Consider the following 16,452-nt stretch of genomic DNA (forward strand, 5'->3'; position numbering starts at 1 on the left):
ACTCCCTTGCTTATAGGCAGATAGGCGGCGCTGACGCGGGGGCAAACAAAAGCCGCAACACCCCCTTTCCATTTGAAAACGGGTGCGTATAACTATCCGCATGACACAGGCCGTCCATATCCCGACCCTGCCGCGCTGCTGCGCGGGCCTGCTGTGTGCCAACTTGCTGCACCTAATTCGCCTCTGAGCGTGCCCTTAGGCGCGCCCGCTCAGAGGGATGTGTCGCGCGCCAAGGATACCAGCAAAGAAAGAACCCAGGATGACCGATATGACGAAACAGGACCGTGTGCTGATTTTTGACACCACCTTGCGGGATGGCGAACAATCCCCCGGGGCGACGATGACCCATGCCGAAAAGCTGGAGATTGCGCAGCTTTTGGATGAGATGGGCGTCGACATCATCGAAGCAGGCTTTCCCATCGCCTCCGAAGGCGACTTTAACGCGGTGAGCGAGATCGCCCGCCAAAGCCAAAACGCCGTGATCTGCGGCCTTGCCCGCGCCCAATTGGGCGACATCGACCGATGCTGGGAGGCCGTGAAACATGCCCGTCAGCCGCGCATCCACACCTTCATCGGCACCTCGCCCCTGCACCGCGCCATTCCGAACCTGACACAGGATGAGATGGCCGACCGTATCCATGAGACCGTGACCCACGCGCGCAACCTCTGCGACAACGTGCAATGGTCGCCGATGGATGCCACGCGGACCGAGCTTGATTACCTCTACCGCGTTGTGGAAATCGCCATCAGAGCCGGGGCCACCACGATCAACATCCCCGACACCGTGGGCTATACCGCCCCACGCGAAAGCGCCGATCTAATCGCCAAACTGCTCGAAAACGTGCCGGGCGCGGATGAGATCATCTTTGCCACCCACTGCCACAACGATCTGGGCATGGCGACAGCCAACAGCCTTGCCGCCGTGGAAGCCGGGGCGCGGCAGGTGGAATGCACCATCAACGGTCTGGGCGAACGCGCGGGCAACACGGCGCTCGAAGAGGTCGTCATGGCCCTCAAGGTGCGCAACGACATCATGCCCTACGAGACGCGCATCGACAGCACCAAGATCATGAACATCTCGCGCCGTGTTGCGACGGTCTCGGGTTTTGCGGTGCAGTTCAACAAGGCCATCGTCGGCAAGAACGCCTTTGCCCATGAGAGCGGCATCCACCAAGACGGCATGCTCAAGAATGCCGAAACCTTTGAGATCATGCGCCCGGAGGATGTGGGTCTGACCGAGACCAATATCGTCATGGGCAAACACTCGGGCCGCGCGGCGCTGCGCTCCAAGCTCGAAGACCTCGGGTTTGAACTGGGGGATAACCAGCTCAAGGATGTCTTCGTGCGGTTTAAGGAATTGGCCGACCGTAAAAAGGAAATCTACGAGGATGACCTGATTGCGCTGATGCGCACCGCGACCGACCCCGAAGAAGACCGCATTCGCCTCAAATCGATGAAGGTCGTTTGCGGCACCGAAGGCCCGCAGACCGCCGACATGGTGTTGGATGTGGATGGCGCAGAGCAGAGCACCAACCAGACCGGCGATGGCCCCGTCGACGCGGCGTTCAACTGTATCAAGGCACTGGTGCCGCACACCGCGCGCTTGCAGCTTTACCAAGTGCATGCGGTCACCGAAGGCACCGACGCGCAGGCGACGGTGTCCGTGCGGATGGAGGAAGAGGGCCGCATCGTGACGGGGCAATCTGCCGATACCGATACCGTGGTGGCGAGTGTGCGGGCCTATATCCACGCGTTGAACCGTCTGTTGGTGCGGCGTGAAAAGGGCGGCACGGATAAGCGCGAGATCAATTATAAAGATGTGAGTTGATGCGGAGGGCGGGGGAAACCCCGCCCTTTTCGCTTGAGGGCCATCGCCTGCCCGCGGGTCGGCGAGCCGACGGGCGGTTCATGCCACTTTATGGTTCAGCTGTGATTTGCGTTCGCGAAGTTGCGCCAAGCCTCACCAAATCGCCTACCCGGTCGCACCAGAGGTGCGCCTAATACATTCTGGCACGCCTCCGGCGTGACGGAGCGGGCAGGCGATGGCCCGGCGCCTACGGCTTGCCTCCGGGCTGGGGTGGCATTCGTCACCGAAGAACCAATCTCAATACGGGTTCTTCGCCCCGCGATCCGCACTCAGCGACGCCTGCCCCCGCTCCACAATCATCACCACCGCATCCGCCAGATGTTGCCGCTGGATATGATCATCTCCCGCCGCAACCCGCAGCTTATGCGCCTCTAGCATCACCTCAGCATGGCTCGACCCGCGCGGCGGGATGAACGTGTAGCAGGCCAGTTCAATCAACAGACCCAGCGGATCCTTGAAATAGATCGAATGCATAAAGCCTCGATCCTTCACCCCCGAATGCCCAATCCCGCGCGCTTCCAACCGCTCGGGGATTTGGTCAAACATCGCGCGGTCTACCTCGAACGCCAGATGATGCACGCAGCCCGGATCCATCGGCGTGCGATTGTGCACCCGCTTGCGGTTCTCATTGGTGAAAATCGTGATCAGCCGTCCGTCGCCCGGATCGAAATACAAATGCCCCTCATCCGGGTCATCCAAATTAGGCTGGTCAAAAATGAAAGGCATTCCCAAAACGCCCTCCCAGAAGTCGATTGAACTTTGCCGATCGGCCCCGGTGAGGGTGATGTGATGCACCCCAAGTGTCTGTATCTTTTGCATGGTATCGCTGACCTCCGCCTTAAATATACAGCGCTATGATAGCGCGGCGGCAATATCGCGCCACCTTTGCGGTCTTGCCCCTTTCACCCTGACCTCGTGCGCCCTATAAGAGCCAATAGCCCGCGCGTGGTCCCATGCAGGCGGGCCTGTCCGAATATTTGCAAGGCTCCGCTACTGTTATGTCCATCCTCGATCAATTCCGCGGCCTGTTCTCCTCCGATATGGCGATCGACCTCGGCACCGCGAATACGCTGGTTTACGTCAAGGGTAAGGGCATCGTTCTCAGCGAACCTTCGGTGGTGGCCTATCACGTCAAAGACGGCGTCAAGAAAGTGCTCGCCGTGGGCGAAGACGCCAAGCTGATGCTGGGCCGGACGCCCGGCAGCATTGAGGCGATCCGCCCGATGCGTGAAGGGGTCATCGCCGACTTCGACACCGCCGAGGAAATGATCAAGCACTTCATCCGTAAGGTGCACAAGCGTTCGACCTTCTCCAAACCCAAGATCATCGTCTGCGTGCCGCATGGGGCGACCCCGGTTGAGAAACGCGCAATCCGCCAGTCGGTGCTGAGCGCTGGTGCGCGCCGCGCCGGGCTGATTGCGGAACCCATCGCTGCGGCCATCGGTGCAGGCATGCCGATCACCGATCCCACGGGTAACATGGTCGTCGACATCGGCGGCGGTACGACCGAGGTTGCGGTGCTGTCGCTGGGCGACATCGTCTATGCACGCTCGGTCCGCGTGGGTGGTGACCGCATGGACGAAGGCATCATCAGCTACCTGCGCCGCCAGCAGAACCTGCTGATCGGTGAGACGACTGCCGAGCGGGTCAAGACCTCCATCGGTACGGCGCGCATGCCCGACGACGGGCGCGGCACCTCAATGCAGATCCGGGGCCGTGACCTGCTGAATGGTGTGCCGAAAGAAATCGAAGTGACCCAAGCGCAGATCGCCGAAGCGCTGGCCGAGCCGGTACAGCAAATTTGCGAAGCGGTGATGACCGCGCTTGAAACCACCCCGCCAGATTTGGCCGCCGATATCGTCGACCGTGGCGTGATGCTGACAGGCGGCGGTGCGCTGCTGGGTGATCTTGATCTGGCGCTGCGCGAGCAGACCGGCCTTGCGATCTCGGTCGCGGATGAGCCGCTTAATTGTGTGGCCCTCGGCACTGGCAAAGCGCTGGAATACGAGAAACAGCTGCGCCACGCGATCGACTACGACAGTTAACACTGGCAAGTTAGCCAGACCCGGCACGCGGCGACAACGCCCCGCCTGACCGGGCGGGAGTTTCAGCACAGATGCCCAAGGACCGTTCCAGCTCCAGTGATTTCACCGGCCCTTTGCGCCGGTTGCTGCTGGCTGTGCTGGTGCTGGCCCTGACCGGGGTCTTCTTGCTGTGGCGTATCGACAGCCCCCGCGTCGAGCGTTTCCGCGCGCAGGTGACCGACCGTTTCGTGCCCAACCTCGATTGGGCCATGGCCCCGGTGACCGGCACCATCAACTTGCTGCGCGATTTCCAAAGCTACCAACGCCTCAGCGAACAGAACCGCGAGCTGCGCTCGGAACTACGTCAGATGCAGGCATGGAAAGAAGCGGCCTTGCAGCTAGAGCAGGAGAACGCCCGGCTGCTGGACCTCAACAACGTCCGGCTCGATCCGCGTCTCACCTTCATCACCGGCACGGTTCTGGCCGACAGCGGCTCGCCCTACCGTCAATCGGTGCTCTTAAACGTCGGCGCGCGCGATGGGCTGGTTGAAGGTTGGGCCACGATGGACGGCATCGGCCTTGTGGGCCGCATTGCAGGTGTGGGCAAAAACACCGCCCGCGTGATCCTGCTGACCGACGCTTCCAGCCGCATTCCGGCGACGATCCAACCCTCGGGCCAGCGGGCCATCGTGGCGGGCGACAACAGCGCCGCGCCGCCCTTGGACTTCATCGAGAACCGTGAATTGGTCCGCCCCGGTGACCGGGTGATCAGCTCGGGCGATGGCGGGGTGTTCCCGGCGGGCATCCTGATCGGTCAGGTCGCCGCCGATCCGGGCGGGCGTCTTCGCGTCAGGCTGGCGGCGGATTACGAGCGGTTGGAGTTCCTGCGCGTGTTGCGCCACCATGGCAATGAAACCGTGCCGGACACCGCCCATGTCATCACCTCCGATGGCCCCTTGGCCGACCCGGCGGCGCCGGTCGGAGTGCAGCCATGACCGATCTGTCACGCAGCCGCCTGTGGGTCATGCGCCTGAGCTTTGTTGCGCTGGCGCTGGTGATCTTGTTCTTCCACCTGCTTCCGCTTGAGACGACCCCGCGCCCTTGGGCCGGGCCGGACCTGCTGTTGGGCTTTGCCTGCGCTTGGGGGCTGAGACGGCCTGAATATGTGCCCGCGCTCTTTCTGGCGTTGGTTTTCCTGCTGGCCGATCTCTTGCTACAACGCCCGCCCGGCCTTTGGGCGGTGTTGGCCTTGATCGGGGTCGAGAACCTCAAGTCGCGGGGGCGGCATCTGCGGGATGCGAGCTTTGCCGCCGAATGGCTGACCGTGGCGGTGATCCTGACCATAGTGATCTTTGCCAACCGCATTCTGCTGAGCCTTGCACTGGTGCCCACGCCCGCCATGACGCTGAACCTCACGGAATTGGCACTGACGATGCTCGCTTATCCGCTGATCGTGGCGGTGACCCATGGTATCATGGGCGTGCGCAAGACCGCGCCGGGCGATCTGGACGCGCTTGGCAAACGGGTGTGATCGGGGAGCGATGAGATGAGACGTAGCCGCGCCGACAACGATGCAAACCACACGCGCCTGACCCGGCGCGCTGCCCTTTTGGGCGGGGCGCAACTGCTGTTCATGGGCGGTCTGGCCGCGCGGATGCGCTATCTGCAGGTCGATCAGGCCGACCAATTTCGCCTGCTCGCCGAAGAGAACCGCATCAACATCCGACTGATCCCGCCCTCCCGCGGTGAGATTTTCGACCGCAACGGCGTACAGCTTGCCGACAACGTGCCCTCCTACCGGATCGTCATGGTGCGCGAAGACGCGGGCGACGTGGCGGCGGTGATGGAACGTTTGGCCCAAGTTATCGAAATTGATGACGAAACCCGCGAACGCGCCATGACCGAGATGGCCCGCTCCGCGCCCTTCCTGCCCGTCACCATCGTCGATGACGTCAGTTGGGAGGTCGTGAGCAAGGTCAGTGTCAACGCCCCTGCCCTGCCCGGCGTCACCCCCGAAGTAGGCCTGACTCGCGTCTACCCGCGCGGCGCGGATTTCGCCCATGTGGTGGGCCGCGTAGGCCGCGTGAGCCAAGCCGACCTCGACGCGCTGGAAAACCCCGATCAGGTGCTGCGCATCCCGCGCTTTCAAATCGGCAAGATCAACGTCGAAGCCCGCGCCGAGAACCTGCTGCGCGGTGCGGCGGGCACCAAACATGTAGAGGTGAACGCCACAGGCCGCGTGATGCGCGAGTTGGAGCGGCGCGAAGGTCAGGCCGGGGCCGACCTGCAGCTGACCGTGGATGCCAATCTGCAACGCTATGTGCAGGCCCGTCTGGGTGAAGAAAGCGCCGCCGTGGTCATCATCGATTGCGAGAATGGCGATCTGGCCGCACTCGCCTCTTCGCCCAGCTATGACCCGAACCTCTTTATCGGCGGCATCTCCTCGGCGGATTATAATCCGCTGTTGAATTCCAAATACCGACCCTTGGTGAACAAGCCGGTGCAGGGCACCTACCCGCCCGGTTCAACCTTCAAGATGATCGTCGCACTCGCCGCAATCGAAGAGGGCATCGTCGGCCCCGAAGAGACGGTATATTGCCCCGGCCATCTGGAGGTCGCGGGGCGGCGGTTCCACTGCTGGAAACGCGCGGGCCACGGATGGGTTAATTTACAGGATTCGCTGAAACAATCCTGCGACGTCTATTACTACGACCTCGCCGTGAAGGTGGGCATCGAAAAGATCACCGCCATGTCGAACCGCTTTGGCCTTGGGATCAAACACGATCTGGCGCTGTCTTCGGTCGCGGGTGGGCTTGCGCCGACCAAACAGTGGAAACGCTCGGCCCGGGGCGAGGATTGGGTCGTGGGCGACACGGTCAACGCCTCCATCGGGCAGGGTTTTACCCTGTCCTCCCCACTGCAACTCGCGGTGATGAGCGCGCGGATCGCCACCGGGCGCGCGGTGGCGCCGCGGCTGATTAAATCCATCGACGGGGTGGAACAACCCAGCGGCGCGGGCGAGCCGATGGGCCTGAACGAGAACAACCTGCGCCAATTGCGCAAAGCGATGTACGACGTGGTCAACGACCGCCGCGGCACCGGCTATCGCAGCCGCATCATCGACGACACGATGCGCATGGCGGGCAAGACCGGCACCAGTCAGGTGCGCAACATCACCGCCGCCGAACGCGCCCGTGGTGTGACCAGCAACGCCGACCTGCCGTGGGAGCGCCGCGACCACGCGCTGTTCGTGTGCTTCGCGCCCTACGACAAACCCAAATACGCGGCCTGCGTGCTGGTGGAACACGGGGGGGGCGGGTCAACCGCCGCCGCCCCGATTGCGCGCGACGTGATGTTGCAGGCCATGGCCGGGGGCGAGCCGCCGCTCGAAGCCTACCCCAAGTCCGACCGGGGCCGCATCGCCACCCAGCAAGAAGAGCTGCGCGACACCGCGCCGGAAACCTCGGCCAGCGTAGCGGGAGACGATCAGGCATGAGCTATCTTGAGCATACGGTCAAATCCGTCCCCACGGGGCTGCGCAAGATCCTTTTCATGAACTGGCCGCTGGCGATCCTGTTGACCAGTGTCGCGGGCGTGGGGTTCTTGATGCTCTACTCGGTCGCTGGCGGGTCATTCTCCCCTTGGGCTGAACCGCAGATGAAGCGTTTCGGCATGGGCATTGCGATCATGTTCACTGTGGCGATGGTGCCGATCTGGCTCTGGCGCAACCTGTCGGGCGTGGCCTATGGGGCGACCTTGGTGCTACTGGTCGCGGTCGAACTCTTTGGCTCTGTCGGCATGGGCGCGCAGCGTTGGATCGACATCGGCTTTATGCGGTTGCAACCGTCGGAGCTGATGAAGATCACGCTGGTGCTGTTTCTGGCCGCCTATTACGACTGGCTGCCGGTCAAAAAGGTCTCGCGCCCCTTTTGGGTCCTGCTGCCCATCCTGATCATCGTGGTCCCCACCGCTTTGGTCCTGAAACAGCCCGACTTGGGCACCTCGATCCTGCTTTTGACCGCCGGGGGCGGGCTGATGTTCCTTGCAGGTGTGCATTGGGCCTATTTCGCCGCCGTCATCACCGCCGCCATCGGGCTGGTCACCGCCGTCTTCCAATCGCGCGGCACCCCGTGGCAACTGCTCAAAGATTACCAATACCGCCGCATCGACACTTTTCTCGACCCCAGCCAAGACCCGCTTGGCGCGGGCTACCACATCACCCAATCCAAGATCGCGCTCGGCTCGGGCGGCTGGTCTGGGCGTGGCTACATGCAAGGCACCCAGTCGCGGCTGAACTTCCTGCCCGAGAAACACACCGACTTTATCTTTACCACGCTGGCCGAAGAGTTCGGCTTCGTCGGCGGCGTCTCTCTGCTGGGGCTTTATGCGCTGATCATCCTGTTCTGCGTGGCCTCGGCGGTGAAGAACAAAGACCGGTTCTCAAGCCTGCTGACACTGGGTATCGCGCTCAACTTCTTTCTCTTTTTCGCCGTTAACATGTCGATGGTCATGGGGCTGGCCCCTGTGGTTGGCGTGCCGCTGCCGATGGTGAGCTATGGCGGCTCGGCCATGCTGGTGCTGCTGCTGGCCTTTGGGCTGGTGCAATCGGCGCATGTTCATAGACCGAGGTAATTCATGACGATTAATATTCTCTTCGCCGCCAAAGCCGAACGCTGGGACGGCTACGAAAAACCGTTGAACGACGCGCTGCGCAAGGCCCTGCCGGGGCGGGATTTCACACTCGCCACCGACCTGCCGCCCGAAGAGGTCGATTATATCGTCTATGCCCCCAACAGCGACTTGCAGGATTTCACCCCCTACACCCGCGCCAAAGCGGTGCTGAACCTCTGGGCCGGGGTGGAGGCAATCACCGGCAACGAAACCTTAAAGATCCCGCTGACACGGATGGTCGATTTCGGCCTGACCCACGGCATGGTCGAATGGGTCACGGGCCATGTGCTGCGCCATCATCTGGGGATGGATGCGGACATTCTGCGCGAGGACGCTAAATGGGAGCCGCGCACCCCGCCACTGGCACGCGAACGGGGCGTGGCGGTGCTGGGCATCGGTGCGCTCGGCCAAGCGGTAGCCGCAGCGTTGGTGGGTCTTGGCTTCGATGTGACCGGCTGGTCGCGCAGCGAAAAGCAGATCGAGGGCGTGCGCTGCCTGCATGGCGATGCGGGCCTGACAGAAACGCTGAAACGGGCCGAGATCGCCGTGCTGCTGATGCCCGACACCCCCGCCACGCGAGAGGTGCTAAATGCCGAGACACTGGCGCAGATGCCCAAAGGCGCGTTCATCATCAACCCCGGTCGTGGCCCGCTGATTGATGATGACGCCCTGCTTGCCGCGCTCGACAGCGGGCAGATTGCCCATGCCACGCTGGATGTCTTCCGCGTGGAACCGCTGCCTGAGGATCACCCCTACTGGGCGCATCCGCGCGTCACCGTGACCCCGCATCTCGCGGCGGCCACGCGCAATGAGACCGCCTCGGAAGTCATCGCCGAGAACATCCGCCGCAGTGAGGCCGGAGAGCCTCTGCTACATCTGGTAGACCGCGACCGGGGGTACTAACCCCCGGCCGCGTCAAGGCTCAGGCCGCCAGCCCGCGCCCTTTGAGCAGCGCCTCCACCCCCGGCAGTCGCCCCCGGAACGCGGTATAAAGCTCTGCCGGATCGCGGCTGCCGCCGGTCGACAGGATGTGGGTCTCCAACGCTTCGGCGCGCTCCGCGTCAAAGGCGCCGCCCGCTTCTTCGAAGGCGGCAAAGGCGTCGGCGTCCATCACCTCGGACCACATGTAGCTGTAATAGGCGCTGGAATATCCGTCACCCGAGAAGACATGCGCGAATTGCGGCGTGGCGTGGCGCATCCGGATCGCCTGAGGCATGCCGATGCTGCTGAGCACCTCGGCCTGTTTCGCCATCGGATCGGCGGGCGGGGCACCGTCGTGGAACTCCAGATCGACGAGGGCCGAGGCGATATATTCCACCGTCTGGAACCCCATGTCGAAGGTCGACGCCGCCAGCACCTTGTCCAACATCTCACGCGGCATCGGCTCGCCCGTGCGGGCGTGGGTGGCGAATTTCTGCAAGACCCCGGGCTGGTCCAGCCAATGCTCATAAAGCTGGCTGGGCAATTCCACAAAGTCCCGCGCCACCGAGGTGCCGCTGACGCTTTCGTAGGTCACATCCGACAGCATCTGGTGCAGCGCATGGCCGAATTCGTGAAACAGCGTGCGCGCGTCGTCATAGGACAGCAGCGCCGGGTCGCCCTTGGCGAAATTGCAGACGTTGATCACCACCGGCGCCTGCGCGCGGGGGAACTTCGCTTGGCTCCGCATAGCCGAACACCATGCGCCCGAACGCTTCGAGCCGCGCGCGAAGTAATCGCCGATAAAGACCGCCACATGCTTGCCGTTCCGCGTGACCTCCCACGCCCGGCAGTCGGGGTGGTAGAGCGGCACGTCGAGCGGCGCGAACGCCAAGCCGAACAACCGGTTGGCACAGTCGAAGGCCGCGTCGATCATCCGATCGAGCTGGAAATAGGGTTTCAGCGCCGCCTCATCGAGGTCATGCTCTGCCGCGCGGCGCTTTTCGGCGTAGTAGCGCCAATCCCATGGCTCCAGCGCCCCGTTCACGCCGTCCTCGCGCATCAGCGCGGTCAGCACCTCGGCATCGGCGTCGGCCTGCGCCTTGGCAGGTTTCCAAACCGACATCAGCAAGTCGCGCACGGCGTCCGGCGTCTTGGCCATTTCGGTTTCCAGCTTGTAGGCGGCGAAATTTTCATAGCCCAGAAGTTCCGCCCGCTCCTTGCGCAGGGCCAGCGTTTCGGCAGCGATGTCGCGGTTGTCGGTTTCCCCGCCATTCGCACCGCGTGCTTCCCACGCACGAAACGCCTTTTCGCGCAGGTCGCGACGGTCTGAGAATTGCAGGAAGGGTGTGATCAGCGACCGCGAGAGCGTGACCACCGGGCCCTCCGCGCCCTTCTCCTTGCCCGCCGCGCGAGCGGCGTCGAGCGCGAAATCCGGCAGGCCGGTCAGTTCGCCCTCCGACAGCGGCATGAACCAGTCCCGCTCATCGGCCAGCAGGTTTTGCGTGAACTGCGTGCCGAGCACCGCCAGCCGCGCCTTGATCTCTTTCATCCGCTCGGCGGCCGCCCCGGTCAACGCCGCGCCAGAGCGGACGAAGCCGCGATGCGTCAGCATCAGCACGCGGGCCTGCTCCTCGGTCAGATCGAGCGTGTCGCGGGCCTCCCAGATGGCAGCGATGCGGGCAAAGAGCTTGGTGTTGCCCGAGATCGCCGATTGATGCGCGGCAAGCTTGGGCGAGAAATCGCGCTGCAACGCCTCGCGCGCGCCGTTGCTGTCGGCCCCCGCGACGGTGAAGAACACGCTCAGCACCTTGTCGAGCGCGTCGCCGGATGCTTCGAGCGCCTCGATCGTATTGGCAAAGCTGGGCGCCTCGGGGTTCTCGGCGATGGCGTCGATCTCGGCCCGGTGGGCGGTCAATGCCTCCTCAAGCGCGGGGGCGAAATCATCGTCTGAAATGCGATCAAAGGGGGCGATGCCGAAGGGCGTGTTCCAGTCAGCGAGCAGCGGATTTGTCATGTAAATCTCCTTTGCGCTCTAGATGGGGCGCGGGGAGGAGACTTGCAATCACCCGCCGCAGGTTTCGCAGCCCGCCCGCCGCTTGAGCCCGATCTTGCGGGTCTCACCGTAAAGCCCGTCGTAGATCATCATCTCGCCGCGCAGCACGCTGCCCGCGCCGGTGATCAGCTTAACCGCCTCAAGCGCCATCATCGTGCCGATCACGCCGGGCAGCGGCCCGATCACCCCGGCCTCGGCACAGGAGGGTGCCAGCCCCGCGGCAGGCGCTTGCGGAAAAATGCAGCGATAGCAGGGCGCACCGCGCGCGGGATCAAAGATGCTGAGCTGCCCCTCCCACTGGCTGAGCGCGCCTGAAATCAGTGGCTTACCAGCCGCGACACAGGCGGCATTGACCCGGTAACGAGTGTCGAAATTATCGGTCCCGTCGAGCACGAGGTCATAGTCGGCCACCAGTTCGGCGGCGATCTCGTCGCTGAGGCGACGGTGGTAGGGGCGCACGGTGATATGGGGGTTTTGCGCCAGCATCTCGGCTTGGGCCGAGAAGACCTTGGGCGTGCCGATGGCCGCGTCTTTGTGGATTACCTGCCGTTGCAGGTTCGCGTTCTCGACCGTGTCGTCGTCGATCACCCCGATGGTGCCAACGCCCGCCGCCGCGAGATATTGCAGCGCCGGCGCGCCGAGGCCACCCGCCCCCACGACAAGCACCTTGGCGTTTTTCAACGCCTTTTGCCCGGCCCCGCCGACCTCGCGTAGCACGATATGGCGGGCATAGCGGTTGAGTTCACTGTCCGAAAAACGGCCCGAGGTCTGGGGCGCCGCCGGTTCGCGCGGTGTGGCGCGGGCGCGCAGGGTTGCCAGCCCCTGCCGGTAGAGCATCACCAGCGCAACGAAGCCGCCCAGCAGCAGCCAAGGCGCGGCGCTGCCCCCGGTGGCCAGCCGCAGCGGGTGCGTGGCCGGGAAGACCAGATGCAGCCCCACCAAAGCCAGATACATAACCGCAACCAGCCCCGCACGTAGCCCGCGCGGCAGGCCGAGTAACCCGCCGCCAAACCAAAGAGCGGCAGCGATGATTAAAACCGCCAGCATCAGAGCGCCCCCGTCGAGCCGAAACCGCCCGCGCCGCGCGGGGTTTCATCAAGGCTGTCGGCCAGATCGAACCCCGCCTGCATCACCGGGGCCGCGACCATCTGTGCGATGCGCATGCCGTGTTCGACGGTAAACGCCTCTTGCCCCATATTGCCCATGATCACCCCCACGATGCCGCGATAATCGCTGTCGATGGTGCCCGGGCTGTTGATCAAGGTGATCCCATGTTTCAGCGCAAGGCCCGAGCGCGGGCGGATCTGCGCCTCGAATCCCTGCGGGATCGCCATATGCAATCCGGTCGAGATCAGCGCCCGCCCGCCGGGGGCCAGCGTGACCGGACCTTCGGGCAGGTTGGCCCGCAGGTCCGCGCCGGCCGCGCCTGCGCTTTCATAGGCGGGCAGTGGCAGGCTGCGGTCCGCGCCCTCGGCCCAGCAGAGTTTGATCGTGGTCATAGCTTCCCCTTAGGCAAGTGCTGCGGCGATGCGTTCGGCCAGACGGGCGGCCACGGCATCCTTGCCCATGCGCGGCCAGTCCTCTGCGCCCGCGTCGGTGATCAGCGTCACGGCATTCTCGCGCCCGCCCATGATGCCGGTGGCGGGGGAAACGTCGTTGGCGACGATCCAGTCACAGCCCTTGCGCGCGCGTTTCGCGGTGGCATGGGCCAGCACATCGTCGGTCTCTGCCGCGAAGCCCACGACGAGCGCGGGGCGGCCTTCGCTGCGCTGGCTGATGGTTTTCAAGATGTCGGGGTTTTCCGCGAATTTGAGACTGGGCAGCCCGTCTTTGGATTTCTTCAGCTTGCGGTCCCCTGCCCCCTGCACGTGCCAATCGGCCACCGCAGCGGCAAAGACGGCGGCATCGGCGGGCAGTGCGGCGTCTACCGCCTGCATCATCTCTTGCGCCGTTTGCACGGGCACCACCTTGACCCCCTCGGGCGGCGCAACCTCTGCCGGGCCGGTGACAAAGGTCACATCTGCTCCCAAAGCCCTGAGTGCGCGCGCGATGGCCGTGCCCTGCGCACCAGAAGAGCGGTTGGCGATGTAGCGCACCGGGTCGATCGGCTCATGGGTCGGGCCGGAGGTAACGAGGATGCGTTTGCCCTTGAGGGGTCCGTTGCCAAGCTGGGCCTCAACAGCGGCGACAATCTCAAGCGGTTCGGCCATGCGCCCCGGTCCAAATTCGCCGCAGGCCATGTCACCGTCATTCGGGCCCACCATGGTGATGCCATCGCCGCGCAACGTGGCGATGTTGCGCTGTGTCGCGGGGTGCTGCCACATGCGCACATTCATCGCAGGCGCCAGCAATACGGGCGTGTCGGTGGCCAACAGCAGGGTCGAGGCCAGATCATTCGCCGCACCCTGCGCCATCTTGGCCATCAGATCAGCCGTGGCGGGGGCGACCACCAGCAGGTCTGCCGCGCGGCTAAGTTGGATATGGCCCATCTCGGCCTCATCCCCCAGGTCGAAAAGATCGCGAAACACCTTCACCCCGGTCAGGGCAGAGACGGAAAGCGGGGTGACGAACTCTTCGCCTGCGCGGGTCAAAACCGGGGTCACCTTGGCCCCGCGTTCGCGCAGGCGGCGGATCAGATCAAGGGATTTATAGGCGGCAATGCCACCGCCGATGATCAGCAGAATATGTTTGCCCGACAGCATAAAGGCCCCCCGTTTGCGTTCGGGAGACCTTAATCCGGGGCGGCGAAATCTGCCAGCCCCGGTGGGCATCGCTGTAGGGGGTCAGGCGAGAAAGGCAAAAACCTCGCGCGATTGCAGTTCAAGCGACTTGCGCATTTTGCCAAAGGCCGCGGCCTCAAGCTGGCGCACCCGCTCTTTGCTGAGGCTCAGCTCATCCCCGAGGCTTTCCAAGGTGCGGGCAGGGTCGCGCAATTTGCGCTCGCGCACGATGAACTGCTCCCGTTCGGACAGCCCCTGCATGGCCGTCAGCAGCCAGTTGCGCAGTTGCGCGGTGTCGTGGCTTTCTTCGACACGTTCCGCGGCCTGCGCGCTTTCGTCGGCCAGCGCTTCGATCCACTCGCGGCCTTCGTCCTCAGCCGATTGCGTGGCGTTCAGCGAATAGTCAGAGCCCGACAGACGCCCTTCCATCATCTCGACATCATGCAACGGCACGCCGATCTCGGTCGAGATCATCTGGCGCAGCTGGTGCTTGTCCAATGTCTCGCCCATGGCCGTGGCCTCACGCTCCAACCGGGCTTGCACGCGGCGCATGTTGAAAAACAGGGATTTCTGCGAGGAGGTCGAACCGGTGCGCACCATCGACCAGTTGCGCATCACATGATCCTGAATGCTCGCCTTGATCCACCAGACCGCATAGGTCGAGAACCGCACGCCGCGGTCGGGGTCGAATTTGTCGGCGGCTTTCATCAGGCCCAGACCAGCCTCTTGGATCAAATCGTTCATCGGCGCGCCGTAGCGCTTGAACTTGCCCGCCATTGAGATCGCCAAACGCATGTAGGCGGTGATCAAACGATGCAGAGCGGCCTCATCCCGCTGATCACGCCACGCATAGGCCAATTCCAACTCTGTCTCGGCGTCGAGCAATTCGGCCTTCATTGCGGTGCGGGTGAGTGAAAATTCGCGAGCGGTCTGCAATGACATTTGGTATCCCCCTTGAGAAATGCGTGGCGCACCTTGTGATGGGCCGTTGGTGGAGATACGCAGAGACATGCCATTTGGTTCAAATATTTGGTGAGAAGATGTTGCCTAGAACTACCTTTGCCCTAGGCGGGGCGGCCTCGGGCAAGTCGGAATGGGCAGAGGCCCTCGCAAATTCCAGCGGTCTGCCAAAGACTTACCTTGCCACTGGACGCATTTGGGATGACGAAGTTCAAGAACGCGTGAACAAACATCAAGCAAGACGTGATGCAGGATGGCACACCGTTGAATGCCCGCTTGATCTGGCCGAACCGCTGGCGAAATTGCCTGCAGGCGAAATCGTGCTGATCGACTGCGCGACCATGTGGCTTAGCAATCACTTGATGGAAGACAGCGATCTAATGACCGCTCAGGCACAGCTTTTGACGGCTCTACAAGCCTGTGCCGCGCATTGGGTCATCGTCTCGAACGAGGTCGGCCAAGGCATCGTGCCCGAGAACGCTATGGCGCGGCAGTTCCGCGAGGCGCAGGGGCGGCTCAACATCGCCTTGGCCGCCGAGGCGGACACCGTGGTGCAGGTCGTCGTTGGCCTGCCGCAACTGCTGAAAGGGGAAATGCCATGACCATCTGGCACTGGGTGCGCCACGGCCCGACCCATGAGAAAAACTTCGTCGGTTGGCGCGATGTCCCGGCCGACCTTTCCGATGCCCCCCGTCTGGCACGTTTGAACTTGCACCTGCCTGATGACGCGCTGCTGGTGTCCTCGGACCTGATGCGCGCGGTGGATACGGCGGATGCGCTGGCCCAGCCCTCTCGTCGCCGCTTGCCCCATGACCACGGGCTGCGCGAACTGCATTTCGGCGCTTGGGACGGGCTGCATTTTTCCGAAGTTGCCGCGCGTGACCCCGACCTCAGCCGCGCCTATTGGGAGACGCCCGGCGATGTCGCGGCCCCCGAAGGGGAAAGCTGGAATCAGACCAAGGCCCGCGTCGACCGAGTGGTGGCACGGATCAACGCGGCCCACCCCAACGCCCATGTGATCGCAGTGGCGCATTTCGGGGTGATCCTCACGCAGGTCCAACAGGCCCAAGGCGGCGGCCCGCTTGAGGCGATGGCCCATAAGATCGACAATCTCTCGGTCACGCATTTGGTACATGAAAGCGGCACTTGGCGGATCAACGGCATTAATCACACGCCCTAGCCTGCACCGCCGCACAAAGGGCTTTGCTTGGCGACCTGCTTCTGCCTAATTTCGCC

Annotated in this window: 15 protein-coding genes; 9 read left to right on the forward strand and 6 right to left on the reverse strand. The window is 63.5% G+C overall.

The window, feature by feature from the left end; genetic code table 11:
- The first annotated feature begins 259 nt into the window (after positions 1-259).
- Complete coding sequence (locus tag R1T45_RS20760) at positions 260-1,828, forward strand: 2-isopropylmalate synthase (RefSeq protein WP_120350153.1); 1,569 nt, start codon at positions 260-262, stop codon at positions 1,826-1,828.
- 276 nt (positions 1,829-2,104) lie between these two features.
- Here R1T45_RS20760 and R1T45_RS20765 read toward each other — a convergent pair whose 3' ends face one another.
- Positions 2,105-2,686, reverse strand: coding sequence for a VOC family protein (locus R1T45_RS20765; protein ID WP_120350152.1), 582 nt, complete (start codon positions 2,684-2,686; stop codon positions 2,105-2,107).
- A gap of 179 nt (positions 2,687-2,865) precedes the next feature.
- Here R1T45_RS20765 and R1T45_RS20770 point away from each other — a divergent pair, with 179 nt between their 5' ends.
- The 6 genes from R1T45_RS20770 (at position 2,866) to R1T45_RS20795 (ending at position 9,465) form a co-directional block, all read left to right on the forward strand.
- On the forward strand, positions 2,866-3,912 hold the full coding sequence (locus R1T45_RS20770) for a rod shape-determining protein (RefSeq protein ID WP_040700660.1): 1,047 nt from the start codon (positions 2,866-2,868) through the stop codon (positions 3,910-3,912).
- Positions 3,913-3,983: 71 nt separating this feature from the next.
- Entirely contained in the window at positions 3,984-4,886 is a 903-nt protein-coding gene (gene mreC, locus R1T45_RS20775; protein WP_317390148.1) for a rod shape-determining protein MreC, read from the forward strand.
- The gene (locus R1T45_RS20780) at positions 4,883-5,422 is read left to right on the forward strand and encodes a rod shape-determining protein MreD (RefSeq protein WP_067936126.1); all 540 of its coding nucleotides are present in this window, start codon (positions 4,883-4,885) and stop codon (positions 5,420-5,422) included. The genes mreC and R1T45_RS20780 overlap by 4 nt, the downstream gene beginning before the upstream one ends.
- Before the next feature lie 15 nt (positions 5,423-5,437).
- Entirely contained in the window at positions 5,438-7,387 is a 1,950-nt protein-coding gene (mrdA, locus tag R1T45_RS20785; protein WP_120350149.1) for a penicillin-binding protein 2, read from the forward strand.
- Positions 7,384-8,523 carry a rod shape-determining protein RodA gene (rodA, locus tag R1T45_RS20790; protein WP_067916467.1) on the forward strand — a complete coding sequence of 380 codons (1,140 nt, stop codon included), beginning with the start codon at positions 7,384-7,386 and terminating at the stop codon, positions 8,521-8,523. The genes mrdA and rodA overlap by 4 nt, the downstream gene beginning before the upstream one ends.
- 3 nt (positions 8,524-8,526) lie before the next feature.
- On the forward strand, positions 8,527-9,465 hold the full coding sequence (locus R1T45_RS20795; RefSeq protein WP_317390149.1) for a glyoxylate/hydroxypyruvate reductase A: 939 nt from the start codon (positions 8,527-8,529) through the stop codon (positions 9,463-9,465).
- 19 nt (positions 9,466-9,484) lie between these two features.
- Here the strand turns inward: R1T45_RS20795 and R1T45_RS20800 are convergent, their stop codons facing one another.
- The 5 genes from R1T45_RS20800 to R1T45_RS20820 all read right to left on the reverse strand — a co-directional run bounded on the left by R1T45_RS20800 (position 9,485) and on the right by R1T45_RS20820 (position 15,198).
- The gene (locus tag R1T45_RS20800; RefSeq protein WP_317390150.1) at positions 9,485-11,497 is read right to left on the reverse strand and encodes a M3 family metallopeptidase; all 2,013 of its coding nucleotides are present in this window, start codon (positions 11,495-11,497) and stop codon (positions 9,485-9,487) included.
- A gap of 48 nt (positions 11,498-11,545) precedes the next feature.
- Positions 11,546-12,583 carry a molybdopterin-synthase adenylyltransferase MoeB gene (locus R1T45_RS20805; RefSeq protein ID WP_317390151.1) on the reverse strand — a complete coding sequence of 346 codons (1,038 nt, stop codon included), beginning with the start codon at positions 12,581-12,583 and terminating at the stop codon, positions 11,546-11,548.
- The gene (dut, locus tag R1T45_RS20810; RefSeq protein ID WP_317390152.1) at positions 12,583-13,035 is read right to left on the reverse strand and encodes a dUTP diphosphatase; all 453 of its coding nucleotides are present in this window, start codon (positions 13,033-13,035) and stop codon (positions 12,583-12,585) included. Before dut ends, R1T45_RS20805 begins: the two co-directional genes overlap by 1 nt.
- Positions 13,036-13,044: 9 nt before the next feature.
- Positions 13,045-14,238 (reverse strand): bifunctional phosphopantothenoylcysteine decarboxylase/phosphopantothenate--cysteine ligase CoaBC, encoded by a 1,194-nt coding sequence (gene coaBC, locus R1T45_RS20815; RefSeq protein WP_317390153.1) that lies wholly within the window; start codon positions 14,236-14,238, stop codon positions 13,045-13,047.
- 81 nt (positions 14,239-14,319) lie between these two features.
- Positions 14,320-15,198 carry an RNA polymerase factor sigma-32 gene (locus R1T45_RS20820; RefSeq protein WP_067626281.1) on the reverse strand — a complete coding sequence of 293 codons (879 nt, stop codon included), beginning with the start codon at positions 15,196-15,198 and terminating at the stop codon, positions 14,320-14,322.
- Between the two features lie 98 nt (positions 15,199-15,296).
- On the opposite strand from R1T45_RS20820, the gene cobU reads away from it, so the two are divergent.
- Together cobU and R1T45_RS20830 are read left to right on the forward strand one after the other, a co-directional pair.
- Positions 15,297-15,818: a bifunctional adenosylcobinamide kinase/adenosylcobinamide-phosphate guanylyltransferase gene (gene cobU / locus R1T45_RS20825; protein WP_317390154.1), complete on the forward strand. Its 522-nt coding sequence runs from the start codon at positions 15,297-15,299 to the stop codon at positions 15,816-15,818.
- The gene (locus R1T45_RS20830) at positions 15,815-16,396 is read left to right on the forward strand and encodes a histidine phosphatase family protein (protein WP_317390155.1); all 582 of its coding nucleotides are present in this window, start codon (positions 15,815-15,817) and stop codon (positions 16,394-16,396) included. The genes cobU and R1T45_RS20830 overlap by 4 nt, the downstream gene beginning before the upstream one ends.
- Positions 16,397-16,452 lie beyond the last annotated feature (56 nt).

Source organism: Sulfitobacter sp. LC.270.F.C4, assembly GCF_032922545.1.
Taxonomy (GTDB): Bacteria; Pseudomonadota; Alphaproteobacteria; order Rhodobacterales; family Rhodobacteraceae; genus Sulfitobacter; species Sulfitobacter profundi.